The organism is Parasphingorhabdus sp. (assembly GCF_039977335.1).
Classification (GTDB): domain Bacteria; phylum Pseudomonadota; class Alphaproteobacteria; order Sphingomonadales; family Sphingomonadaceae; genus Parasphingorhabdus.
In genome coordinates, this window is record NZ_JBDWDI010000004.1 from 1,710,102 (window position 1) to 1,733,871 (window position 23,770).

General features: G+C 53.9%; 19 protein-coding genes. 5 read left to right on the forward strand and 14 right to left on the reverse strand.

The window, feature by feature from the left end; genetic code table 11:
• Position 1 precedes the first annotated feature (1 nt).
• On the forward strand, positions 2–1,594 hold the full coding sequence (purH, locus tag ABJM21_RS15615) for a bifunctional phosphoribosylaminoimidazolecarboxamide formyltransferase/IMP cyclohydrolase (protein ID WP_348301852.1): 1,593 nt from the start codon (positions 2–4) through the stop codon (positions 1,592–1,594).
• A 75-nt stretch (positions 1,595–1,669) separates the two neighbouring features.
• Here the strand turns inward: purH and ABJM21_RS15620 are convergent, their stop codons facing one another.
• Positions 1,670–2,071 (reverse strand): GFA family protein, encoded by a 402-nt coding sequence (locus tag ABJM21_RS15620; protein ID WP_348301853.1) that lies wholly within the window; start codon positions 2,069–2,071, stop codon positions 1,670–1,672.
• 152 nt (positions 2,072–2,223) lie between these two features.
• Between ABJM21_RS15620 and ABJM21_RS15625 the strand changes: the two genes are divergently transcribed.
• The gene (locus ABJM21_RS15625; protein ID WP_348301854.1) at positions 2,224–2,997 is read left to right on the forward strand and encodes an SDR family oxidoreductase; all 774 of its coding nucleotides are present in this window, start codon (positions 2,224–2,226) and stop codon (positions 2,995–2,997) included.
• Between the two features lie 37 nt (positions 2,998–3,034).
• Here the strand turns inward: ABJM21_RS15625 and ABJM21_RS15630 are convergent, their stop codons facing one another.
• From ABJM21_RS15630 to purE, 9 genes are all read right to left on the reverse strand, one after another.
• Positions 3,035–3,442: a DUF3035 domain-containing protein gene (locus ABJM21_RS15630; RefSeq protein WP_348301855.1), complete on the reverse strand. Its 408-nt coding sequence runs from the start codon at positions 3,440–3,442 to the stop codon at positions 3,035–3,037.
• A 111-nt stretch (positions 3,443–3,553) separates the two neighbouring features.
• Positions 3,554–4,054 (reverse strand): signal peptidase II, encoded by a 501-nt coding sequence (gene lspA, locus ABJM21_RS15635; protein WP_348301856.1) that lies wholly within the window; start codon positions 4,052–4,054, stop codon positions 3,554–3,556.
• The gene (locus tag ABJM21_RS15640; protein ID WP_348301857.1) at positions 4,051–7,083 is read right to left on the reverse strand and encodes an isoleucine--tRNA ligase; all 3,033 of its coding nucleotides are present in this window, start codon (positions 7,081–7,083) and stop codon (positions 4,051–4,053) included. The genes lspA and ABJM21_RS15640 overlap by 4 nt, the downstream gene beginning before the upstream one ends.
• 73 nt (positions 7,084–7,156) lie before the next feature.
• The gene (locus tag ABJM21_RS15645; RefSeq protein WP_348301858.1) at positions 7,157–8,140 is read right to left on the reverse strand and encodes a glycerophosphodiester phosphodiesterase family protein; all 984 of its coding nucleotides are present in this window, start codon (positions 8,138–8,140) and stop codon (positions 7,157–7,159) included.
• Entirely contained in the window at positions 8,137–9,057 is a 921-nt protein-coding gene (locus ABJM21_RS15650) for a bifunctional riboflavin kinase/FAD synthetase (RefSeq protein WP_348301859.1), read from the reverse strand. Before ABJM21_RS15650 ends, ABJM21_RS15645 begins: the two co-directional genes overlap by 4 nt.
• A 10-nt stretch (positions 9,058–9,067) precedes the next feature.
• Positions 9,068–10,348: a dipeptidase gene (locus tag ABJM21_RS15655; RefSeq protein ID WP_348301860.1), complete on the reverse strand. Its 1,281-nt coding sequence runs from the start codon at positions 10,346–10,348 to the stop codon at positions 9,068–9,070.
• A gap of 2 nt (positions 10,349–10,350) precedes the next feature.
• Entirely contained in the window at positions 10,351–10,839 is a 489-nt protein-coding gene (locus ABJM21_RS15660; protein WP_348301861.1) for a dihydrofolate reductase, read from the reverse strand.
• Positions 10,840–10,874: 35 nt separating this feature from the next.
• Positions 10,875–11,945: a 5-(carboxyamino)imidazole ribonucleotide synthase gene (locus tag ABJM21_RS15665; protein WP_348301862.1), complete on the reverse strand. Its 1,071-nt coding sequence runs from the start codon at positions 11,943–11,945 to the stop codon at positions 10,875–10,877.
• Positions 11,946–11,954: 9 nt separating this feature from the next.
• Positions 11,955–12,455, reverse strand: coding sequence for a 5-(carboxyamino)imidazole ribonucleotide mutase (gene purE / locus ABJM21_RS15670; protein ID WP_348301863.1), 501 nt, complete (start codon positions 12,453–12,455; stop codon positions 11,955–11,957).
• 327 nt (positions 12,456–12,782) lie between these two features.
• Between purE and ABJM21_RS15675 the strand changes: the two genes are divergently transcribed.
• On the forward strand, positions 12,783–13,262 hold the full coding sequence (locus ABJM21_RS15675) for a GGDEF domain-containing protein (RefSeq protein WP_348301864.1): 480 nt from the start codon (positions 12,783–12,785) through the stop codon (positions 13,260–13,262).
• A gap of 10 nt (positions 13,263–13,272) precedes the next feature.
• On the opposite strand, the gene gpmA is transcribed toward ABJM21_RS15675, so the two are convergent.
• From gpmA to ABJM21_RS15695, 4 genes are all read right to left on the reverse strand, one after another.
• Positions 13,273–13,959, reverse strand: a complete 687-nt coding sequence (gene gpmA, locus ABJM21_RS15680) for a 2,3-diphosphoglycerate-dependent phosphoglycerate mutase (RefSeq protein ID WP_348301865.1) — start codon at positions 13,957–13,959, stop codon at positions 13,273–13,275.
• A 296-nt stretch (positions 13,960–14,255) separates the two neighbouring features.
• The gene (locus tag ABJM21_RS15685; RefSeq protein ID WP_348301866.1) at positions 14,256–15,227 is read right to left on the reverse strand and encodes a HupE/UreJ family protein; all 972 of its coding nucleotides are present in this window, start codon (positions 15,225–15,227) and stop codon (positions 14,256–14,258) included.
• Positions 15,224–16,066 (reverse strand): peptidylprolyl isomerase, encoded by an 843-nt coding sequence (locus ABJM21_RS15690; RefSeq protein ID WP_348301867.1) that lies wholly within the window; start codon positions 16,064–16,066, stop codon positions 15,224–15,226. Before ABJM21_RS15690 ends, ABJM21_RS15685 begins: the two co-directional genes overlap by 4 nt.
• A gap of 107 nt (positions 16,067–16,173) precedes the next feature.
• Positions 16,174–18,081, reverse strand: coding sequence for a DUF3604 domain-containing protein (locus ABJM21_RS15695; RefSeq protein WP_348301868.1), 1,908 nt, complete (start codon positions 18,079–18,081; stop codon positions 16,174–16,176).
• 265 nt (positions 18,082–18,346) lie between these two features.
• Between ABJM21_RS15695 and ABJM21_RS15700 the strand changes: the two genes are divergently transcribed.
• Together ABJM21_RS15700 and ABJM21_RS15705 are read left to right on the forward strand one after the other, a co-directional pair.
• Complete coding sequence (locus tag ABJM21_RS15700; RefSeq protein ID WP_348301869.1) at positions 18,347–20,821, forward strand: TonB-dependent receptor; 2,475 nt, start codon at positions 18,347–18,349, stop codon at positions 20,819–20,821.
• 347 nt (positions 20,822–21,168) lie between these two features.
• Positions 21,169–23,670 (forward strand): TonB-dependent receptor, encoded by a 2,502-nt coding sequence (locus ABJM21_RS15705; RefSeq protein WP_348301870.1) that lies wholly within the window; start codon positions 21,169–21,171, stop codon positions 23,668–23,670.
• Positions 23,671–23,770 lie beyond the last annotated feature (100 nt).

A 23,770-nucleotide genomic window follows, 5' to 3' on the forward strand; every position in this document is an offset into this window, starting at 1 on the left:
CATGACCGAAAATATTACAATCAAACGGGCTTTGCTGTCTGTGTCGGACAAAAGCGGCCTGGCCGATCTTGGCAAAGAGCTGGCTGCGATGGGTGTGGCTTTGATCTCGACCGGCGGTACGGCCAAGGCATTGCGTGATGCGGGGCTGGACGTCGCCGATATCTCCGACGTGACGAATTTTCCAGAAATGATGGATGGTCGCGTGAAAACGCTTCACCCCAAAGTGCATGGTGGCCTGCTTGCGCGGCGCGATGATGCCGGTCATGTCGCGTCGATGGAAGAACATGACATTGCCGGAATTGATCTGGTGATTGTCAATCTCTACCCATTTGCCCAGACCGTTGCGAAAGGCGCTGAACGCGACGAGATTATCGAGAATATTGATATTGGCGGCCCGAGCATGGTACGCAGTGCCGCGAAGAACCATGATTTCGTCACGATTGTCACCGACCCGTCCGACTACGATACTTTGCTCGCGGAACTGAAAGAAAGCGGTGGCGCGACGAGTATTGATTTCCGCAAGAAAATGGCCGCCAAGGCCTTTGCCGCCACTGCCAGCTATGATGGCATGATCGCGCAATGGTTCGGTTTTGCCGATCAGCAGCAAATGTTCCCGCCGACCCTGCCGCTCACCATGAGCCAGCCCACCGAACTGCGCTATGGCGAAAACCCGCATCAGATGGCGGCGCTCTATCTGCCCGATGGCCCGTCCGCCAAAGGCATTGCGCAGGCCGAACAATTGCAGGGCAAGGCGCTGAGCTATAATAATTATAATGATGCCGATGCCGCGCTGGAACTGGTCAGCGAATTTCGCGATGGCCCGCCGACGGTGGTGATTGTTAAACATGCCAATCCCTGCGGTGTCGCCAGCGGTAACAGCATATTGGAAGCCTATCAGGCGGCCCTGGCCTGCGACAGCGTCTCGGCCTTTGGCGGGATTATCGCGGTCAACCGGCCCTTGGACGGAGCGGCGGCCGAAGCGATGACCGGCATTTTCACCGAAGTCGTCTGCGCGCCGGATGCCGATGCCGATGCCCGCGCGATTTTTGCCAAGAAGAAAAACCTGCGGCTCTTGCTAACCGGCGAGCTACCTGATCCCGCGCGCGGCGGCATAGGGTTGAAAACCATAGCCGGCGGCTATCTGCTACAATCACGCGACAATGGCCAGATTGTTCAAGATGATCTGAAATGCGTCACCAAGCGCGAGCCAAGTGATCAAGAAATGGCGGATTGTCTATTTGCGTGGACGGTCGCCAAACATGTAAAGTCCAACGCGATTGTCTATGCTAAAGGCGGCTCCACCGCTGGCGTCGGCGCGGGGCAAATGAACCGCCTCGAATCCGCCCGAATTGCCGCATGGAAAGCCAAGGATGCTGCCGAAAAAGCCAGCTGGAGCGAAGCGCGGACCATTGGCTCAGCCGTGGCGTCCGATGCGTTCTTTCCCTTTGCCGACGGCCTGATGGCGGCGGTTGAAGCCGGCGCGACAGCGGTGATCCAGCCCGGCGGCTCGATCCGCGATGACGAGGTGATTGCGGCGGCGGATGAAGCAGGCTTGGCGATGCTGTTTACCGGGATGCGGCACTTCCGGCATTGATCTGGAGCGAGTTTGGAAGTGTGATTGAGTGTCCGCGATGGGCGCAAAAGCGGACATATTGAAAGGCGGCAGTAACTAGCCTTGGAATTCTCTTTGGTGAAGCTTGCCTTCATCGCAAATTTTATCCCAGACCGCTTTGGATTCTACCCAAATATGATGAGAAACTTCTAGATTATTTGCACCTGCATCGAGCAGTCCGACTGGAACAAACATGTTCATTTCGTCATTTTTGCCAGGTAAAGCAGACCCACAGTTCCGACAAAACCAGCTTTGCCAATCGGCATTTGGTTTTTGCCAGCTTGCTACATTTTCTTCTCCAGAGACCCAACGAAACTGTTCTTTTGCAACGATCGAAACCGCCACACCGTTGTTTCCGGTCCATCGTCTGCAGATTGAGCAGTGACAAATATAGACGTCTTTGAGATCCATCTCGATTGCGAAAGACACCAAACCACAATTGCATTGCCCCGTCACCATCGCTGACGCTCCCTTTTGTCGGCTTTTCTATAAAGAACTGGATCCTACTAGATGCTTTAGTAATTTTTTCAATGTCCGCTTTCGGGGTATTGCCGACATAAGAGCGGGTTCCCCACTATACATCCGCGCCTCATTCCGCCACACTTGCCCACATGAAACTAAACCTAGAAAACAAAACCGTCCTTGTCACCGCTGGCAGCAAGGGCATTGGATTGGCGACCGCCTTGGGATTTCATGAATGCGGCGCGAAGGTCGCGATTTGTGGGCGGTCGCAGGACAAGCTGGATGTAGCCGCTGCACAAATACCCGGCTGTTTGGCGATGATCGGGGATGTCTCAAAATCGGAAGATATTGACCGGGTCGTGCAAACAACGACCGACAAATTTGGCGGTATCGACATATTGGTGAACAATGCTGGCGGGCCGCCGCCCGGGCTTTTTGAACAACTGGCCGATGATGACTGGGACAAAGCCGTGCAGTTGACCTTGATGTCAGTCATCCGCGCAACGCGGCTGGTCTTGCCGCATATGCGGGCGCAGAAATGGGGCCGTATCATCACTATTTCATCATCCGGCGTGAAACAACCGGTGCCGGGTCTTACCCTGTCGAACAGTATCCGGATGGCGGTGCTGGGCTGGGCCAAGACGCTCGCCAATCAGGTGGCGGGTGATAATATATTGATCAATACGGTCTGCCCCGGCTTCACCAATACCGACCGAGTCACCCAGATATTGGAATCGCAGTCCAAAGCCTCTGGCAAAAGCACCGATGAAATTGCCGCGGGAATAGCTGCCCAGATTCCGATGCAGCGCATTGGCGAGCCGGAAGAAATTGCCAATCTGGCAGTTTTTCTGGGATCAGAAGCGGCCAGCTATATTACGGGTACAGCCATCCAAGTGGACGGCGGTTCCGTACAAGGGTTCTGAAAAGCCAGCGAATAAGCACCGGCTGTTTGCGGGAAATTTATTCCGGCGTAGCGGCCTGTGCAGCCTGTCCATCACCTTCCGGTGCGGCGATAATGTCACGGGTCACGCTGCCTTTATCGACGGTAAAGGTCCCGGCATCTCCGACGGAAGAACGGATACCGGCATCGGCATCACCGGCTTGGCCGACAATGGCGGACTCGGTAACGCTGCGCGCTTGTGATCCGCCAAACATGGCTTCCAAAGTCTGTTGCTGCACACCACCGGTTTGAGGACGCGGCTGGCCGGGCTGTGGCGGGGTCAGGGCGAAATCGGGTGGAATCACCAATGGCGCTTGCCGCGACACGGCAAACTCATCGGGACGGTCACGGTCAAACAGGCCGCTCGATCCGCAAGCGGAGAGTCCGACCAACGAAACCAGGCTGATACCTATGATTGATTTACGCATATTCACTTCCCTTAAATTTCTTCTTGGCCTTAAATCTCTTCTCGGCCTTAAAATCTCTCTAGAGCCTTTGGCGGGCTCTTTGCCATGGGTCAACTGTCGCCAAGCTGAATATTATTCTTCGTCCGGCTTCTCGCGTATTAACAGCGCGCGTGCAAGCAGGATTACGACTCCGATTGAGATTGCAGCATCAGCCACGTTGAAAATCAGGAACGGACGGAAATCGCCGATATGTAAATCTGCAAAATCAGCAACATAGCCGAGCCGCGCGCGATCCAGGATATTGCCCATGGCCCCCCCGAGAACGAATGAAAGCGCAATAATGTCCCATTTCGCCTTTTCCCGCCACATCCAGATCAACACCGCCACGGCGATCAAGCCGGTCAACGCGACCAAGGCCCAGCGCTGAAAGTCGGTGGACGCGGTCAAGAAGCCCATGGACACGCCATAATTCTCCGCCCAGGTCAGGTTGAAAAACGGCAGCAATTCGATCTGGCCTTTGGCTTTCAAATCAAGTGGATACATCACCATATATTTGGTGAACTGGTCGGCGATGAAGATCAGGAAGGCGACGACAAGCCCTGTGATCCGGTATTTCGATGTTGCGTCCGTCATGCGTTAAGAACCCCATCACAGCGGCCGCACAGCGCGCCGTCTTCCGATACATCGGGCAGCAAGCGCCAGCAGCGCCCGCATTTGCTATGTCCCGTTTTGGTCACGGTGATATCACTCCCGTCTTTGACATCGGCAACGATGCACAGTTCCGCAAATTCATCTGTGTCAATCGGCAGGTCAGCCATTGGATAGGTGACTTCTGCTTCCAGACTGGAGCGAATGGTCTTCTCTCGCCGCAAGGGCTCGATGGCTTCGGTGACATTGATCCGCGCCGTACGAATAGTGCCCCACTTTCCGGCCAGGGCTTCATCAGTCCATGCACAATCAACTTCCGGCCATTCTTGCAAGTGGATACTGTCGTTTTCGTCGGGGAAACGGCTTTGCCAAATCTCCTCGGCGGTAAAGACCAGCACCGGCGCGATATAGCGGGTCAGTGCATGGAATAGGATATCCATGACCGTCCGGTACGCCATGCGTTTGGGATCATCCGGCGCATCGCAATAGAGACAGTCCTTGCGGATATCGAAGAAGAAGGCGCTGAGATCATCCTGCGCAAAGGCAGTCAGCTCGCGCATATAGGGGCCGAAAGCGAAGTCATTCACATGCTGTTTCAGCTTCGCATCCACCTCGGCCAGGCGGTGGAGAATATAACGCTCCAGCTCCGGCATATCGGCGACGGCCACCCGCTCGCTATCCTGAAAATCGCTCAGGCCGCCAATCATATAGCGGAAGGTGTTGCGCAATTTGCGGTAACTGTCGGTGACGCCTTTGATGATTTCATCGCCAATCCGGTGATCTTCGGTGAAATCGACACTAGCGGCCCAGAGGCGCAAGATATCGGCGCCATTGACGTTGATAATCTTTTGCGGATCAAGCGTATTGCCGAGTGATTTCGACATTTTCTTGCCGTTCTTGTCGAGCGTCATGCCGTGGGTCAGCACCGCTTTGTAAGGCGCACGGCCGCGTGTGCCGGCGCTTTCCAGCAGGCTCGACTGGAACCAGCCGCGATGCTGGTCGCTGCCTTCCAGATAGAGATCGGCAGGCGTTTGATGATCTGGCCATTTGCCGCTTTCCAGCACAAAGGCATGGGTGCAGCCGCTGTCGAACCAGACGTCGAGAATATCAGTGATCACTTCATAGTCATCGAGGCTGTACTTGTTGCCAAGAAATTCCTGATGATCGGCATTGAACCAGGCATCCGCTCCGCCGGTCTTAAACGCTGCGATGATGCGCTCGTTAACGGTGGGATCGTTGAGATATTCGCCGCTTTTGCGATCCACATAAAGCGCAATCGGCACGCCCCAGGCACGCTGGCGACTGAGCACCCAGTCGGGGCGGCCTTCGACCATCGATTCCAGACGGCGGCGGCCGCGTTCCGGCACAAAGCGGACCTTGTTGCGGATTTCGTTGAGCGCGACTTCACGAAGGGTAGCAGCGACGCCTTCGGCATGGCCGACAACCGTCTCGTCGGGCTCATCTTCAATCGGTTCGATGTGGCTGGGCGCGGTAAGTGGCTCGTCCATCGGCACAAACCATTGCGGCGTGCAGCGATAGATGATTTTCGCTTTGGAGCGCCAGCTATGCGGATAGCTATGCTGGAAATCATCACTGGCCGAGAGCAAGGCGCCTGCTGCGCGCAGGTCTTCACAAATCGGACCGGTGCTGCTGACAAATTTCTTGTTGATCACCCCGCCCGCGCGCTCATCACCACGCGGCAGCCAATCCCAATCCTCGCGATACACGCCATCCGCATCGACCGCGAAAACCGGGTTGATACCATTGGCCTTGCAGAGGTCAAAATCATCCTCGCCATGGTCAGGCGACATATGGACAAGGCCCGTGCCCGCTTCGGTGGTGACGAAGTGCGAGCCGTCGAGGAAGGGCCGAGGCTTGTTGTAGAATTCGCTGTCCGGGAATGTGCCGGCCATTGGGTGTTTGGCGATGGCGCCGGCAAGTTGGGAGCCTTTGAATACGTAATGTTTTTTGTCGAAAGACGGCTTGTTTCCAAGAGGTGGATAAGACAGCTCAATAGAAGGATTGATCGCTTCGGAAGAAGGTATATCTAACTTACTTAGCTGCAAGTTAAGTCGCTTTTGCAATTCTTCGACAAGATGGCGGGCAACCAAAACCTGCACGTCGCCGACCGGAAGACCTCCTGCTTCGGCGACTTCAATTGTTGCGACTGTTCCGGCATGAGGTTGGCTGTTTTCCGGCGCAACTGCGTCGTAGTTTAGATCGCACAAAACATATTCAACATCCGCCCCATAGGCGAGCGCCTGATTGACCGGAATGGTCCAAGGCGTCGTCGTCCAGATCACCGCATGCGCGCCGACTAGCTCTGGCGCATTTGGCGCTTCGACAATCTCAAACGCCACATCAATCTGGGTCGAGGTAATATCTTCATATTCCACCTCGGCTTCGGCCAAGGCGGTTTTCTCAACCGGCGACCACATCACCGGTTTCGCACCGCGATAAAGCTGCCCCGCTTCCGCAAATTTCAGCAGCTCTGTGACAATCGCCGCTTCGGCATCGTAGTCCATCGTCAGATAGGGCTTGTCCCACTGCGCCAGGATGCCGAGCCGCTTGAATTCCTCGCGCTGCACATTGACCCAATTGTCGGCATAGGTGCGGCATTCGGCGCGAAATTCGCTGGCCGGAACTTCGTCCTTGTTGCGCTTTTTCTTGCGATATTGTTCCTCGATCTTCCATTCGATCGGAAGGCCATGACAATCCCAGCCGGGAACGAACGGCGCATCCTTGCCGAGCATATTTTGCGAGCGGACGACCAAATCCTTGAGCGTCTTGTTGAGGCTGTGACCGATATGGATATTGCCATTGGCATAAGGCGGGCCATCGTGAAAAATGAACTTTTCACGGCCAGCGCGCGCTTCGCGGAGCTTTTCGTAAAGCCCAATATTCTGCCAACGCTCCAAAATTGCCGGTTCCTTGTTCGCAAGGCCGGCTTTCATCGGGAAATCAGTTTTCGGCAGGAAAACCGTATCTTTATAATCTGGTGCATTGTCAGTCATGATTGGCGGGGATTAGGCGAGGGAGAGCCGGCGCGCAAGCGGGATTTGAAGCGCATGTCTGTGCACATATGGGCTAGCGAATAAGCGCTGGCCCTACCGTGCTAATATCCTCGACCATGACATAGCCGTTATAGGTCACCGGAATGTCGGCCAGCTGGTCGCCACGGGTCAGCCCCCGGGTGGATTCGCGGTCATTCATCGGGCCAATGATCAGCGCGCGGGCACCGACGGCTTCCATGCGCGCTATGGTGCGATTGGGCCATCCGGCAAAGGCCCATTGATAGTCGAGCGGTACCACCAATGTGCCATTTTTGCAGCTGTCGGGTGTGATACCGAGCCAGCCCATCCACGCATAATCCTTGGTACAGGCTTTGACGCCGGGTTTCGACCAGGCCCAAATGCCGGGGACCAGTTCTTTCATCCGCTGGACCGGCGCGTCGCCACCGTAAAAGCCATCCCCTTCCCTCAAAGGATCGCGACCCGCGGCTTTTAGGATCGCAAATAGTTGATCGGCCTCATCCGGGTCTTTGCTTTTGAAATTGAACAGAAACGGTTTGAACGTTTCCGATGCAATGGCGTCTTCCACGGTCGGTATTTTTCCGACACCCTTCCCGCGCAAAGGAAAGGTTTTGCCGCCATCAGAGGAATAGCCATAGCCCACATCAAGCGCCTTTAATTCCGCAAGGGTGAGATCGCGCGTATTGCCTTTGCCATCGGTACGGCAATCCACGGTCCAATCATGAAACAGCACCATTTTTCCGTCCTTGGTCGGTGCGATATCCACCTCGACCATATCCGCCTGCCGGTTCACGGCCGCGCGGATGGAATGAATGGTATTCTCAAAAATCTCGCGTTTTTCCTGACCGGGGAGCAGGCGAACCGCTGTGCAGTCATCCCGGCCAATTCCCGTAGGATCATAGATGTGGTGAACGCCGCGATGGGCGATCATCTTGAGCCGGCCATCAGGGTCGGGAGCCCATCGGGAGCTGTTCAGCAACAGGACGATGAGGAACAGCATCCAGAGGCCGCCCAGACCCCATAACAGCTTTTTCTTCATCCAAGCATGTCCTTGGCCTTGGCGCAGTCTTTCTCCATCTGCACCATCAGGGCGTCAAGGTCGTCAAATTTTGCTTCGCCGCGGAGAAAATGATGAAGTTCGACTTCGATAGTCTGTCCGTAAAGGTCTTGGGCAAAATCAAAGAAATAGGGCTCGAGCAATTCTTTTGGCGGGTCAAAGGTCGGACGGATGCCGAGATTGGCTGCTCCGTTTAAGACGCGTCCATCTAGCAAGCGGCCTTTGACAGCGTAAATGCCATATTTGGGCCTCAGATAATGATCGATATCAATATTGGCGGTGGGATAACCCAGCTTCCGGCCATTTTTGTCGCCATGAATGACCATGCCTTCAATCGCAAACGGCCGTGTCAGCAATTCGGCTGCTGTTTCGCAATCACCCGCTTTCAGGGCATCGCGGATGCGGCTGGAAGAGATGACTTCTGTGCCATCACTAACCGGTCCGACCGCCTTGGTCGACAGGCCTAGTGGTGCGCCTAATTGCTTCATCACGTCGATATTGCCAGCGCGCCCTTTGCCAAAAGTGAAGTCCTCACCCGTCACAATCCCCGCTGCGCCAAAGCGCTCGACGAGCAGCTTCTCGACAAAATCCTCGGCAGTCGTACCTGCCAGCTCCGCGCTAAATTCGAATACCAGCATCGCATCCGCGCCTGCAGCCGTGAAAAGCCGCTCGCGTTGGTCCAACGTAGTCAGGCGAAAAGGCGGTGCATCTGGCTGAAAATGGCGCACGGGATGCGGGTCAAAGGTGGCGATAATCGCGGGTCGACCCTCGGCCTTGGCCCAGTCGATCGCCGTTTGCGCCACAACCTGATGACCCTTGTGAAACCCATCAAAATTACCCAGCGCGATGATCGCGCCGCGCATATTCTCCGCTATTCTATTTTGCCCACTCAACCGCATGATATTTCGGCTATTGGCCAGTTTCACTGGTTTGTTCAACAGCTTGTTTTGGTAAATCGTTGAGCGGTATCAGACCTTGCTGCAAAACCCGCAGAGCATTGCCGCCCATGATCGCGCGAATCTCGGCTTCGGTAAAACCGGTATCCATCAGCGCCTGAGTGATATGAACAATGCCGCTGGTGTCAAAGCGGGTGGTCGTCGCGCCGTCAAAATCGCTGCCCAGTGCAGCATGTTCAATGCCAACCAGATCACGGATGTGTTTGGCGGCTTTGGCAACACTTTTGGGATCGGTATCACACATAGCGCCGGCCCAATAGCCAAGGCCGATGATGCCGCCAGTGGCAGCTACGCCTTTGATTTCCGCATCGCTGAGATTGCGATTGACGCCGCAAACCGCTTGCACGCCGCCATGGCTGGAGACGACGGGGCGGCGCGCTATTTTCAGAATGTCGGACACTGTCTCGTGACTGCTATGGGCGATATCGACGATCATGCCTTTTGCTTCCATGTCGCGGACAATTTGCCGGCCAAAGTCGGTCAGGCCGCCTTTCTCTTCGCCATGCATTGAACCGGCCAATTCATTGTCGAAAAAATGCACGAGACCCGCCATACGCATTCCTGAATTGTAGAGCTTGTCGAGATTTTCACGCTTTCCTTCCAGCGTTTGCAGGCCTTCAGCAGAGAATAGCGCGCCCACCATTTTTTCATTTTTGGATCGCGCCAGTGCGAGGCCATTAACATGGCCAGACGTGCTGATCGCGACCATGGCGCCATCTGAAGCGGTGACGGCCTCATCAAGCTTTTGGGCATGGTAGAGTTGGCGCTCCAGCAAAGAAAACCAGGTCCGGATCGGTTGCAACTGTGCGACTGCCAATAGCGTTATATTATCTGTATCGGCGCTGTTGCGATCATAATTCTGGTCTTTTGGTGTTTTGGTGACGCTGGAAAAAATCTGCAGACCGACATTGCCTTTCTGCATCCGTTTGAGATCAACATGACCATAGTCAACCGCGTCGGTAATCCGGCGTTTCCACAACAAGGTATCGGCGTGCAGGTCCACAATCATCAAACTATCATGCAGCTTCTGCGCTTCCGGCCGTATTATGGGTAAGCTTTTGTCGTCTATCTTGTTGATTTGCGTTTCGATAGCGCTGGAATCATGGTTCATTTCCGGCAAAGCATCTGCCTCCACCCGGTTTGTCTGCTTTTCGAACAGAGCGGGAGCGAAGGTGAAAAAGCCGATGGCCAGCACAACCACAATGATCAGCAAGGTCACCAAAAATTTCTTCATGCCTATTTCCGTTTCAACGTGACAAAGGAAAAGGCCGGTTTACCATTTGCGGCATCATGGCTCTCCCGCTGGCTTTCTTGCCAAATGGCTGGGTCAAAGCCATCCATGACCGTGTCCCCATCCACTTCCATGTGCACTTCCGTGAGCACAATCCGGTCGGCCTTGGGCAGGAACAGACGATAGATTTCTGCGCCACCAATAATGGCAATATGCGGCGCATTGGCAGTTTTCAGGGCACCCTCAACATCATGGACGACTTCGGCGCCTTCCGCTTCCCAATCCGTATCCCGGGTCAGCACGATATGCCGGCGACCCGGCAACAAGCCCGGCAAGCTATCAAAGGTTTTGCGTCCCATGATCATTGGCTTGCCTTGGGTAAGCGATTTAAAATGCCGCATATCGGCGGGTAAATGCCATGGCATCGTGCCGTCCTTGCCGATGGTGCCATTATCTGCGCGTGCAAGGATCAGAATGATTTCGGGATGATTCATAGCGTGGGCCTAGCTCAGATCAAATCCTGTGCAAATCAGAAAAATAATTTCGTGACATGGCCCATTTTACGCCCTGGCCGACTTTCGCCTTTTCCGTAAAGATGCAGGTGGTTTGCCGGGTCGGATAACAGTGCCTGCCATTCTTCTGCATTGCCGCCGATAAGGTTGATCATCTCGACCCTTTCAGCCGCCAATCCCGTGTCGCCCAATGGCAATCCGCAAATGGCCCGGATGTGATTTTCAAACTGGCTGGTGATCGCGCCTTCGATTGTCCAGTGCCCGCTATTGTGGACGCGCGGGGCCATTTCGTTGAACACCGGCCCGTCAGCAGTGGCAAAAAATTCGCAGGTCAGCACACCGGCATAATCCATAGCCTCTGCCATTTTCGCGGCAAGGGCACGGGCAGCATCCTGATGTTCCAATATTTCGGCCGGGGCGGGGGATGACGACATGGCCAATATCCCATCTTCGTGGACATTGTGCGGTGTATCCCAGTAGCGGACCTCTCCATCCTGGCCGCGGACGAGAATGACCGAAAATTCATGGGTAAAGGTTACGAACCCTTCTGCGACGCAAGGCTGCTGCCCCACAATATCCCAACATGCTTCAAGATCATCACCGTCTTTTATCCGGGCCTGACCTTTGCCGTCATAGCCCATACGGATCGTCTTAAGGATCGCCGGTGTACCGACTTGCGCGATAGCGCTGCTCAAGGAAGCGAGATCAGTCACTTCGGCAAAAGGGGCCGGGGTACCGCCATGGGTGCGCGCGAAATTTTTCTCGGCGATCCGGTTCTGGGCAATGTCTAGCGCGCCCACTGGTGGATGAAGGGGTGCTCTACCTGCAATCGCCCTCAGCGGAGCAACGGGAACATTTTCAAATTCAAAGGTGATGACATCACAGGCATCGGCAAATTTTTCCAGCGCCGGAATGTCGTCATCCTGCGCGCAGGTAAATTCCGCGGCGACATCCGCCGCAACGCTGGCTTCATCCGGTGCATAGATATGGCAGCGATAGCCAAGCTGCGCTGCAGCCACGCCCAGCATCCGGCCCAATTGACCGCCACCCAATATGCCAATGGTCGAACCGGGAGGAAGCGGAGTCATAGCAGCCGATTATTCCGGCTGCTCTGCAACAGCATCGCTTTGCACGGCGCGCCACGCATCTAGGCGCTCTGCCAAACCAGCATTTTCATTGGCCAATATGGCGGCAGCCAGCAAGGCTGCATTTTTGGCACCCGCGTCCCCTATCGCCAGAGTTCCAACCGGAATACCGGCAGGCATTTGCGCAATGGATAGCAAGCTATCGACACCGTTCAGGGTACGGGATTGAATCGGCACACCCAAGACGGGCACCCGTGTCATCGCTGCAGCCATGCCAGGCAAATGCGCCGCGCCGCCTGCCCCCGCAATGATCACCTTCAGATTACGATCGGCCGCTGATTTCGCATAATCATAGAGCCGATCCGGCGTCCGGTGTGCGGAGATGATTTTTACCTCATGCGCGACGTCCAGTTGCTCGAGAATTTCAGCAGCCAGACGCATAGTAGCCCAGTCGGACTGACTGCCCATGATAATTCCAATTTGTGGTCCAATATGCTGTGGGGCTTCGGTCATGCTTGCACCTGAATAGTGTCGCGGAAGCAAATTCGTTTAGCCATGAAATGCCTGTCGCGCAATGCGGCAATGATGATGAACGGTCATTTCGCGCTGTATTTTTACAAAACAGGACTCTGGACAGTCTCGGCCTATCAATTTTGTTGACGAAACTACTTTTACCAAACTAAAGAACAATAAAGCGTAAATACTAGTAAACAAGAGTATCGCGGCGGGGGTAAAAGGTTGATTAGTGAAGTTATCAGTAGAAATGAAGACAAACAAAAATGTACCGATTGTACAGCTCTTCAGTCAGAAAATTTGCGATTAAAAGAAGAACTTGCTGAAATGGAGAGACGAGCGAATCATGATGTTCTAACGGGACTGCCTAATCGCCGCTATTTTATTGAAAGTTTGGAAAAACGGATCATGCGGTGCCAGCGCTATGGCGATAATACTGCTTTGCTCTTCCTCGACGTGGATGATTTAAAACTAATTAATGATGCGCATGGCCATGTGGCTGGCGATATTTTGCTGACCCATCTTGCCGAAATATTGAAAGAGAATATCCGCGGCTGTGACATGGTGGCACGGATAGGCGGCGATGAATTTGCGTTGCTGCTCGACAATCTTGATGCTGACCAGGTCGAGAGCAAGATCCTGTCTTTGATTGATCGAATCAAGACCGCCAATCTGGTTCATGAAGGTCAGGCCCTAAAAATTGGCGCTGCAATCGGTTATAGTTTTGTTGGGCCGACTGATACCGTGGCGGCGCTGATGTCACGGGCAGATGAAGCCATGTATCAATCCAAAAAGGACGGTGCTTGAGCGCTCCGGCCTATCGTTCGGACAGATAATAGCGTTCTTTTTCGTTCAGATCATCATCAAGATCATAGATAATCGGCTGTCCGGTCGGGATTTCCAGACCAGTGATTTCATCATCCGAGATACCTGAAAGATGCTTGACCAATGCGCGCAGGCTATTGCCATGGGCGGAGATCAGGACGCGTTTGCCTGACTGTAGTTCCGGTGCAATCCGCGTTTTCCAATAAGGCAGTACGCGGGCGATAGTGTCTTTCAAACTCTCCGTCGCCGGTACTTCAATGCCGGCATAGCGGGGATCGGTCGACATTTGATATTCGCTATCAGCAGCCATGGGCGGCGGCGGTGTGTCAAAGCTGCGGCGCCAGATATGGACCTGTTCGTCGCCATGCTTGTCACGGGTTTCCTGTTTGTTGAGGCCGGTTAGCCCGCCATAATGGCGTTCATTGAGGCGGTAGTTTTTTTCCACTGGTAGCCACATCCGGTCCATTTCTTCCAGCGCTAGGTTCAGCGTCTTGATTGCGCGGCTTTGCAAGCTGGTGAAACACAGGTCCGACTCAATGCCTTTTTCTTTCATCAGACGCCCGGCGGCTTTGGCTTCTTCAATCCCTTTTTCAGTGACATCAACATCCCACCAACCGGTGAAGCGATTTTCGAGATTCCATTGTGACTGGCCGTGACGAAGAAGGATGAGCTGAGGCATAGAATGTCCTTAAATTTGCTGTTGAGGCTTCTGTAGCGGTGAAGGCGGGGTCCGCCAAGTCAGATATTCATTCATATTGAGACAGAAAAAGCTGAACTATTTATACAGTTTCTACGCAAAATGGGGGTCAAATTGCGACGAACCGAGTGGTGAATTAGCGGCTGCGCGATCCGTCTGGTGACGATTGCGAACGGGTGCAAATGGCAAAAAATGAAATGGCGAAGTCATAGCCCGCAAAGCCTATGAAAAATCCGCCGTGTAGGAAAGTCAGTTTTATCACCGCAGCCGTTCGGTGATCATAATATCCGGCTGAGCGTGTAAAAGGCACCGAGCCCGCCAACCAGATAGAGCGCCGGTGTCTCGATCCATTTGCGGCGATCCACACTGACAAGCCGCGTGCACCACAGCAATGTGAGGGCCAGAGCCACGAACATTATCTGCCCGATCTCCACGCCCAGGTTGAACAATAGCAAGGCCGATATTTCTTCACCTTTAGGCAAACCAATATCGGCCAGCGCGCCAGCGAATCCGAGACCATGTAGCAAGCCGAAAGCCAGAGCGATCAGCCAGGGCTTACGAATGGTGAGGCTGGTCTTGCCATTCCATTTCCGCACCACTTCCATGGCAAGGAAAAATATCGAGAGCGCTATCAGCAATTCCACCGGTTCGCTTGGCAGAGTGAACAGGCCCAGCGCGGTGATCGCAAGCGTGACACTATGACCGAGCGTGAAAGCGGTGATGACCCATAAGAGCTGCCGCGTCGCTGTCAGCAATAACAGGCCGAGCACGAATAACAGATGATCCCAGCCGAATAGCATATGCTCTGCGCCGATGCGCAGATAAGCGCTGGCCGGAGAACCGCTCGTTGTGCCCAAAGCAAAAGAAGCACTGGCGGGGCGCAAGATATGGGCGGTTTCCGCTCCATCCAAAAGGCGGATGCGGACAAACACATCGGTGAGCGTGCGGTCAAGTCCCTCTATTGTTATGCGCCCTGTGTTGAGCTTGCACTGTACTTGCCAGCTTTCGACAATCGCGTCGCCCGATATGGTCTGACTGGTCACCGCCGGTGGTGGACATTGGTCCGGCAGGATGGGGCGCATCTTGAGTTTGCGGCCAGACAATATCGGCTGTTTCCAGATCACTCCGACCAGGCCGTCCGGTTGCTCTGTCAGTTCCAGCGCTGCGGGTCTGATTTCATGGGCGCTGGCCGCTGCCGCGTTCAGCCAAATGATGATACAGCATAACAGACCAAGCCGGATGAAGGTCACTCGCTTGCGCTCTCAATCACCACATCATAACCGCGCACCAGTTTCTCCAATGCCGCCTGTTTGGCTTTACTGGTCTGGTCTTCCTGCCACGCGGCGGCAACCTCCGCTTTGATCGGTTCAAAACTTGCCTCGGCCGCGTTGTCGATGGTTTCGATGCGCACCAGATGCAGACCGAAAGCAGAGCCAATGGGCGGGCTCCACTCTCCAGCCGTCAGCTTGAACATGGCGCTAGCGAAATCCGGTCCGAACAATCGGGTGACTTCGCTCTCCGGTATGGCGGCATAGCTACGTTTTTGAATGAACGGATCGCCAAGACCTTTCCAATCGGTGCCTGATTTTGCCGCGCGCAGGGCGTTAGCAGCCGCTGTTTCAATGCTGCCGCCATGTTTTTCCGGACTGAAATAGATGTGCACAAAACTCCGTCGTTCGGGGGCGGCAAACTTGTCACGATTTTGTTCAAACCATATTTCCAAATCTGCATCGGAAGAAGGCGTGACCGCCTTGCTTTCGCCGCTGACCAGAAAATCCATTTTTTGGGCCAAACGACGTTTGATAATCGTGTCATCATCGCCAAGGCCAAGCCGCTCGGCCTCACGCACCAATGCTTCTTGTTGCACATATTGATCAATAATCTGCTGTTTATCTTCGCCGGTGGGCAACCGGCCAGCAGTATTGGCCCATAGGACGCTCAGCCGATCAATCTCGGCGGCGCTAACCGTGATCGTCCTACCCTGCTCGCCCTGATAGTTAGCCCAAAAATGGTTTATCGCGACCAGCGCCAGCCCGATCAGAACAAAATGCGTGATCGGATCTCGGAGGGCTTTTTTCAATATGCTCATGGCTTTTGCTATGATCTCAAACTGCGCTCTCCCTGAGCTTGTTGAAGGGCCGTGAGACCGGCTTCGACAGGCTCAGCCTGAGCGCCAATGGGTATTCGGGGCTGCAATCAGACCTTGGTCGGCACATACCAGATGGGCGAAGACCAGGCGCGTTCCTGAATGGTTTTCTGCAACGCTGGGTTTGGCGGCACGCCTGCGCGTATGGCGTCCCATGTGGACCAGCGACAAACCGGGTTCTCCAGCACCCGGACATAATAGGAAGCGCGTTGCCCCGCTTTATGCTCTGGATCACGCCAGAAGGTTTTGAGTTCCGGTGCGCCTTTGTCGGTGGAGATGGAGCAGTCTGCCAGATTGACTTTCGCGCCATTGTCGGGACAGCGCGCGGTTGCCGGGTCGACCTTCCCGCCATCGGAACAGGCAACATCAAACAGTTTTTCATTGGTCTTGCCGCCATCGGTCCAGACTTTGACAATCTGTACCCGTTGCAGCGGCGCGCTCATCGCATCGCGCATCGCCCAGACGATGAAGCCTGGGGCTTTGCCCTGACCAACGAGATCGCCGCCCATGCTGACGCCGTCCTTATAGGCTTTGGATACCATCTCCGGATCATCCAGCATCGCCGCGTCAAAACCAAAACCGCCAAAGAAGCGCAATTTAATCCGCGTTCCGGTGGTCGCGTAGGTTTCCTTGCGCCGCATCGCGTCAAATATCGCCTCGCGGGTATTTTCCTCGGCCCAGACTGCCGCATAGCCAGAAGCGCCCCAGCGAGAGAACCAGCTGGCCGCGCGCGGATCAACCGTCACGCCTTCCCAGCTTTTCTTGCCGCCCGGCGGAACCGAACCACGGGCTTCCGGCGTGCCATCCACAACGCCGACTTTGGACCAGAAATTCTTTTCATCAAACGAGCCGCCAGCGACATGGCTGTCGGTGGACCCGATCAGACCGAATTGGAAAGGATTGCTGCCGATCTTGTCTTCCAGCATCAGGCCATTGGCTAGTGCTTCGCGCACATAGCTTCCGTTGACCTTGGATTTGATCTGCGAGGACAGCAGATATTCGTAAATCCCGAAATCGGCCCATTCATCATTGGGTGAGAGTGACGGGTGGGTTTCGGATGTGCCCTTGACCTGCGTGATTTCTACAATCGGTTCATTGCGGATACGCTGATCGGCATAAGCCTTGGTCAGCGGCTGGCCATTATAGGTTTCCAGCTTGAACATCTCGCCGTCCGACACATTGCTGTTATGCGGGATCGAAAGCCCGTCATGTCCGGCGGCGCGCTGTTCGTCCATCCAGTTCCACAGCTCTTCAGGATTGGTGGAATCGAGTGTGCCAAAGGGCATGTCGGGGGCCGAACCGCGGAAGACGACATTGCGGTGGAGATTGCCGCCCGCAAAACCGCCACCTTCACCTTGCGTCACCCGCGTGGCGGTATATTCATAGGCGGAGAAGGTCGTGAATTTGCCGGGCTTGTAATATTTATCCGCGGCGTCGATCGTGGCTTTCCAGACGTCACCGATAATTTTCGGATCATAGACACCGTCCATCTTGCGGCCATCGCGCACCGCGCCGCCGATCAGCTGGAACGCCGCGATGATCTTGTCCGGATCGGCGCTGAACATATCCTTGGCCATGTCGAGCTTGGAAATTTCCGTGCCTTCGGTGTCCATCGCGGGCAGGTGACCGAGATAGGCTGCGTGATCGGTGACCGCCATGAAATCCAGCGCGGGACCTTCGAGTTTCAAATCATAGCCGGACGGGTGGGTAATACCTTCGCCCATACCGAATTTATAGGCATCTTCCGGTGTCGTGCGGACGTTGAAAATATAAGCATCAAAACTGTTGCGGGTATGGATATGGAGGTCGCCAAAATAGACATTGCGATCGGGATTGGGTTGTTCTGTCGTTTCGCCCGGTGCCAACGCGACATCATTTTGCTCGGTTGATTCGCTGCCGCCAGAACAGCCGGCCATCAATCCGCCAACTGCAGCCATAGCCAATAAATTGCGTTTCATTTCTTTCCCCTCCGCACGCCTCATTGACTGGGCGCATCCCTTTCATACCCCTTTTCACAATGCCTAGCCATATGGCTACACATCGCTGAGAAACGCTTGTTTCTCTAATATCACAGCGCCGTTTAATCTGCGCTGGATCGTGTTTCTCCGGTTGATTTAATGGCCCAGTTAAATGACTTATGCAAGCGTAACTGCGGCACGTAAGACCATTCCCCACCCCACCCAATGGCAATGCTGTGGTTACGTTCAACTGGAGAGAATGATTATGAAGAGTATGAATCGCGTCCTCATGGCGGCCTTGTGCAGCACCGCCATCGCAACCCCCGTTTTTGCTCAGGATCAAGGCGCTGAAGAAGCAGCGGTGGATGACAATATCATCATCGTGACAGCGACTCGCCGTGCGCAGGATGTCCAAGATATTCCGCTCGCGGTGACGGCGGTAAGCCCGGTTCAGCTGGAGCGGCAGGGCGTGGTCAATGTTCAGGATATCACACAGGTCTCTTCCAGTTTCTCAACCTCCAATGCCCAGGCAGCCTCGGGCAGTGTCGTGCTTCAAATAAGAGGGGTTGGCACAACTTCTAACAATATCGGTTTTGAAAGTGCGGTGGGCATTTTTATCGATGGTGTTTATCAGTCCCGTCCCGGTGTGGCCCTTTCCGAATTTGTCGATGTGGAACGGGTTGAAGTCCTGCGCGGACCACAGGGTACATTATTCGGCCGCAATACCTCGGCCGGCGCGCTGACCATTACAAATGTACGTCCGGATGTCAGTGAATTTGGCGGTTTCGTGAATGCAACCTACGGCAATCATGACCTGATAAACGTTCAGGGCGCGGTTAACGTGCCGATTGTAAAAGACACTTTGGCGCTGCGTTTAACCGGTGCCTATCGCGAGCGTGACGGTTTTATTGATGTGGTCGATGAGACCGGCAAGATTGGCGAGTCTAACGAGAAAGACCAATATCTTATTCGTGGTCAGCTTGGTTATGAAGGTGACAGCGGTCTGACCGTGCGCGTAATTGGTGATTTCTCCAAAAGCACGGCCAATTGCTGTTCTGCGATCGAATTACTGCCCTCGCCGCTCGAAACAGGCGGTGTGTTTGACGCCGTTGGCCTCGGTCCACGCGGCGGCCAGTTCCAACCCAATAACGGTCAGCAGTCTGCGGATGACCGAATCGCGTCTGCGAATTTCGCACCCCGCGGCGAGCTGGAGCAATGGGGCGTTACGGCGGAAGTAGAGTTTCCGATCAGCGACAATGCCGACATTATCTATATCGGCTCCTATCGCGAGTTTGATAGCAGAGAATCTTATGATTCCGATTTCACGGCGCTCGATATTTTCGATGTCGATCTGGCACGTGCCAATATCAACACGATGACCCATGAACTCAGGGTGCAGGGTGAAGCCTTTGACGGTGCGCTCAACTGGCTGGTTGGCGGCTATTATTCGGATGAAGATATCAAGCAAGATGTCGATTTCTCGCTGGGTGAAGATTATGATGCCTTGGTCGGGGCTCTTCTGGGCGGTGCCTTGGGCGCCAATCCGTTGCAGCAAATATCAGGCGGCGTCGATCCTTCGGTTGTGACGGCAACCAATAGCTATTCGCAGAGCAGCAAAAGCTGGTCCTTGTTCACCCATAACACGCTGGAAATTGTCGATGGTTTAGAATTGACCGTCGGGCTGCGCTATTCTGATGAAAGCAAAGATGGCGGGTTCGAACAGACCGCGAGCAACAATCCGCTGTGCACCGGTATTCGCGCGGCCTTTGCGAACAATCCAGCCGCCGTGCCGCCAGCGGTTGTATCCTTGGGGTGTTTTGCATTTCTTGCCCCTGCCGTCGGATCGGATGCAACGGATACAGAAATCCCATTCGCATTTTTGCCGCGGCCATTTGACGGTGATTTTAATGACAGCGAGCTCATCTATACCGGTAAAATTGCCTATGAGTTTGCAGCACCGATCAATATCTATGCGAGCTTTACGCACGGTTATAAATCAGGCGGGTTTAACCTCGATTCAACGGCAGCTGCCGGCGGCGCGGATCCCCGTTTCGATTCAGAAGAAGTTGATGCTTATGAAATCGGCCTGAAAGCCAAGTTCCTCGACAATGCTGTAACCTTGAACATCGCTGGCTTCCATGAAGAATTCTCGAATTTCCAAATTCTCGAATTCACCGGTGCCCAGTTCCAGACATTCAATGTCCCAAAGGCAAAAACCACCGGTGTTGAAATTGAGACAGTTATTCGTCCGGACGATAATTTCACGTTGAATGCTGGCCTTACTTATACGGATGCCAGATATCCTAATGACTGTGCCGGCAACCTGACGGATCGTCAGGTTCTCAATCTCTGCGGTGCCTCGCTCACCAACGCGCCGGATATCGTGGCTATTGCCGGTGCAACTTATGAAAGAGATATTGGCAGTAATCTGGACTTCTTCCTGAACGGGCAGATCCGTATGGAAAGCGATCGCCGGACATCGACTCAACCTTCTAATCCCGCTGATCTCGACGATCAGACGCCGCTTGCTTTCGATATTCAGGACGGCAACACCAAGATCAACCTGCGTGCTGGTATCGGCAGTCAGGATGATGTTTGGGCGATTGAGGCTTGGGTCAATAATCTGACCAATGAAGTTACCCGAGGTGTCACCTTTAACACGGTCCTGCGGTCTGGATCACGCTCCGCCTATATTCAGGAACCACGGACATTTGGTGTTACGCTGCGCGGAAAATTCTAAAACTATAGTGGTTTAGGGGGCATTTCGTCAGCATGATTGGGGCCGGTTTTCCGGCCCCTTTTTTGTGCGCGCAGCCAATCAACCATCGTCAGCTGGTATGAAAACAGCATCATATATACCACAGATTGTGTTTCTTTCGGCTGATCGCGTCGGAAATCTCGCTGTTTTCAATGTAACATTTTTACCACGGCTGGCTATTTTCTGCACAAACATGTGCATATCTCCTTGATTTAATGGTCCGATTAAAGGACCTATGCCTGTGAAGCCGACGCGACAAGATCATGGTCCTTCCCCAAAATACAGGGACAAATGACAAGCGGCGGTGAGTTCAACGGGAGAGAATAGTTATGAAAAGTTTGAATCGCGTCCTCATGGCAGCATTGTGCACAAGCGCAATGACAGCCCCCGCTTATGCACAAGATGCTGGTGCGGAAGAAGTTGATGATAATGTCATCATCGTGACCGCGACCCGCCGTGCACAAGATGTTCAGGATATTCCGCTCGCCGTAACCGCGGTTAGCCCGGTACAGCTGGAGCAACAGGGCGTCGTCAACGTTCAGAATATCGGTAGCGTATCGCCAAGCTTCTCAACCTCCAATGCGCAGATCGCATCCGGTTCGGTTGTTTTGCGAATTCGCGGTGTTGGTACGACGTCCAATAATATTGGCTTTGAGTCAGCCGTCGGTATTTTTGTTGATGGTGTTTATCAGTCTCGCCCCGGCGTAGCGCTTTCAGAATTTGTTGATGTTGAACGGGTTGAAGTTCTGCGTGGACCGCAAGGCACATTGTTCGGACGGAACACATCAGCTGGTGCTTTGAATATCACCAACAAACGTCCTGATGTTTCGGAATTTAGTGGTTTCGCAAATGCAAGCTATGGCAATTATGATCTGCTTAGCGTGCAGGGCGCGGTAAACGCACCAATTATTGAAGATACGCTCGCGGTTCGTTTGACCGGTGCTTATCGTCAACGCGACGGCTATATTGACGTTGTAGATGGTGCAGGTAACGATATTGGCGAAACCAATGATATTGATCAATACCTGATCCGTGGCCAGATTGGCTATGAAGGTGATAGCGGTTTGACGGTTCGCCTGATCGGTGACTATTCAAAGAGCACTTCCAGCTGTTGTGGTGCTGTAGAGCTGTTGGCGTCTCCGCTCGCAATTGGTGGCATGGCTGCCCCCAATGTCGCTACAAGCGCGTTTGACCAAACCGCTGCTGAAGAAGCATTGAATGACCGGGTATCAACACAGAGCTTCCTTCCCGAAGCAGATGTTGACCAATGGGGCGTAAGCGCTGAAATCGAATTCCCGCTCGGGGACAATGCAGATGTGATCTACATCGGCTCTTATCGCGATTTCGAATCAGTCGAGTCCTATGATTCTGACTTTTCTGGTTTGAGCGTATTCGACGTTGATCGTTTGAACACTGAAATTACCACGATGACACATGAACTTCGCTTCCAGGGTGAATTGTTTGACGGTAGATTGAGCTGGTTAGTCGGTGCTTACTATTCTGACGAAGAAATTCGCCAGCAAACCGATTTCTCACTGGGTGCTGACTATGACGCGCTCGTTGGGGCAATTTTTGGTGGCGCAGTTGGACCTGCACCGCTGACTTTGTTCTCTGGGGTTAGCCCAGCGACGGTAACAGCTACCAATGCTTATGCGCAGGACAGCGAAAGCTTCTCGTTCTTTACGCATAATACGTTTGAGGTCACAGACAGTTTGGACTTCACTGTTGGCCTGCGTTATTCTGATGAAAGCAAGACCGGTAGCTTTAGCCAACCTGCATCGAATAACGGTGTCTGCCCGGCAATTGTTAGTAACCTTGGCGGCGTAACACCTGCTGGCGCTGCTCCAATACCGCCTGCTTCACCCGCTACTGCTGCTTTGCGTGGCGGTTTGTTCGGACTGGGTTGCTTTGCCTTTGTTGCTCCAGCCGATCTGGCCGGATCAGCGACCGCGCCAGGTAATGGCCTGCCGTTGCCGCGTACCTATTCGGAAGATTTCAGTGACAGCGAGCTGATCTATACGGTCAAGGCTTCCTACGAATTTGCCGATCCAATCAACATTTATGCCAGCTTTACGCATGGCTATAAATCTGGCGGCTTCAACCTTGACTCTACAGCAGCGGTGAACGGTGCAGACCCAAGCTTCCTGTCCGAAGAAGTTGATGCCTATGAAATCGGTTTAAAAGGTAAGTTCCTTGATAATGCTGTGACATTGAATGTCGCCGCCTTCTATCAGGAATTTTCCAACTTTCAGGTCCTTGAATTTACGGGCGCTCAGTTCCAGACGTTCAACGTACCGAAAGCAGAAACGCAAGGTGTTGAAATCGAAACTGTGATCCGGCCTGATGACAATTTAACCATCAACGCTGGCCTCACATATACTGACGCAAACTACCCGAATGATTGTGCGGGCACACAGACATCAAACAATGTTCTTTCGCTATGCGGAAACTCATTGACCAACGCGCCTCAGATTGTTGCCATTACCGGTGCAACCTATGAGCGTGATCTTGGCGATAGTCTGGATTTCTTCCTGAACGGCTCCATCCGTTTCGAGAGCGATCGCCGGACGTCAACACAAGCGTTTGATCCATCGGATCTGACGACACGGACGCCAGTTCCATTTGATGTTCAAGACGGCAATGTCAAAATCAACCTGCGCGCCGGTATCGGTAGCCAGGATGACACATGGGGCATCGAGGCCTGGGTTCAGAACCTGACCAACGAAACGACGCGTGGTGTTACCTTTAACACTGTGCTGCGTGGCGGTTCACGTTCTGCTTTCCCGCAAGAGCCGCGGACATTTGGTTTGACCCTTCGCGGAGCATTCTAAAACGACATAAGGTTTGGGGGCATTTCGTCACCACCAAGGGGGGGCCGGTTTTTCCGGCCCCTTTTTTATTGCCCCTTAATCAATGCCGGTTGCGCGCACG

What these genes read in the sequence shown, in the direction of transcription:
- purH (WP_348301852.1), top strand. Translation starts at nt 2, where the DNA reads ATGACCGAAAATATTACAATCAAACGGGCTTTGCTGTCTGTGTCGGAC.
- ABJM21_RS15620 (WP_348301853.1), bottom strand. Translation starts at nt 2,071, where the DNA reads ATGGTGACGGGGCAATGCAATTGTGGTTTGGTGTCTTTCGCAATCGAG.
- ABJM21_RS15625 (WP_348301854.1), top strand. Translation starts at nt 2,224, where the DNA reads ATGAAACTAAACCTAGAAAACAAAACCGTCCTTGTCACCGCTGGCAGC.
- ABJM21_RS15630 (WP_348301855.1), bottom strand. Translation starts at nt 3,442, where the DNA reads ATGCGTAAATCAATCATAGGTATCAGCCTGGTTTCGTTGGTCGGACTC.
- lspA (WP_348301856.1), bottom strand. Translation starts at nt 4,054, where the DNA reads ATGACGGACGCAACATCGAAATACCGGATCACAGGGCTTGTCGTCGCC.
- ABJM21_RS15640 (WP_348301857.1), bottom strand. Translation starts at nt 7,083, where the DNA reads ATGACTGACAATGCACCAGATTATAAAGATACGGTTTTCCTGCCGAAA.
- ABJM21_RS15645 (WP_348301858.1), bottom strand. Translation starts at nt 8,140, where the DNA reads ATGAAGAAAAAGCTGTTATGGGGTCTGGGCGGCCTCTGGATGCTGTTC.
- ABJM21_RS15650 (WP_348301859.1), bottom strand. Translation starts at nt 9,057, where the DNA reads ATGCGGTTGAGTGGGCAAAATAGAATAGCGGAGAATATGCGCGGCGCG.
- ABJM21_RS15655 (WP_348301860.1), bottom strand. Translation starts at nt 10,348, where the DNA reads ATGAAGAAATTTTTGGTGACCTTGCTGATCATTGTGGTTGTGCTGGCC.
- ABJM21_RS15660 (WP_348301861.1), bottom strand. Translation starts at nt 10,839, where the DNA reads ATGAATCATCCCGAAATCATTCTGATCCTTGCACGCGCAGATAATGGC.
- ABJM21_RS15665 (WP_348301862.1), bottom strand. Translation starts at nt 11,945, where the DNA reads ATGACTCCGCTTCCTCCCGGTTCGACCATTGGCATATTGGGTGGCGGT.
- purE (WP_348301863.1), bottom strand. Translation starts at nt 12,455, where the DNA reads ATGACCGAAGCCCCACAGCATATTGGACCACAAATTGGAATTATCATG.
- ABJM21_RS15675 (WP_348301864.1), top strand. Translation starts at nt 12,783, where the DNA reads ATGGAGAGACGAGCGAATCATGATGTTCTAACGGGACTGCCTAATCGC.
- gpmA (WP_348301865.1), bottom strand. Translation starts at nt 13,959, where the DNA reads ATGCCTCAGCTCATCCTTCTTCGTCACGGCCAGTCACAATGGAATCTC.
- ABJM21_RS15690 (WP_348301867.1), bottom strand. Translation starts at nt 16,066, where the DNA reads ATGAGCATATTGAAAAAAGCCCTCCGAGATCCGATCACGCATTTTGTT.
- ABJM21_RS15695 (WP_348301868.1), bottom strand. Translation starts at nt 18,081, where the DNA reads ATGAAACGCAATTTATTGGCTATGGCTGCAGTTGGCGGATTGATGGCC.
- ABJM21_RS15700 (WP_348301869.1), top strand. Translation starts at nt 18,347, where the DNA reads ATGAAGAGTATGAATCGCGTCCTCATGGCGGCCTTGTGCAGCACCGCC.
- ABJM21_RS15705 (WP_348301870.1), top strand. Translation starts at nt 21,169, where the DNA reads ATGAAAAGTTTGAATCGCGTCCTCATGGCAGCATTGTGCACAAGCGCA.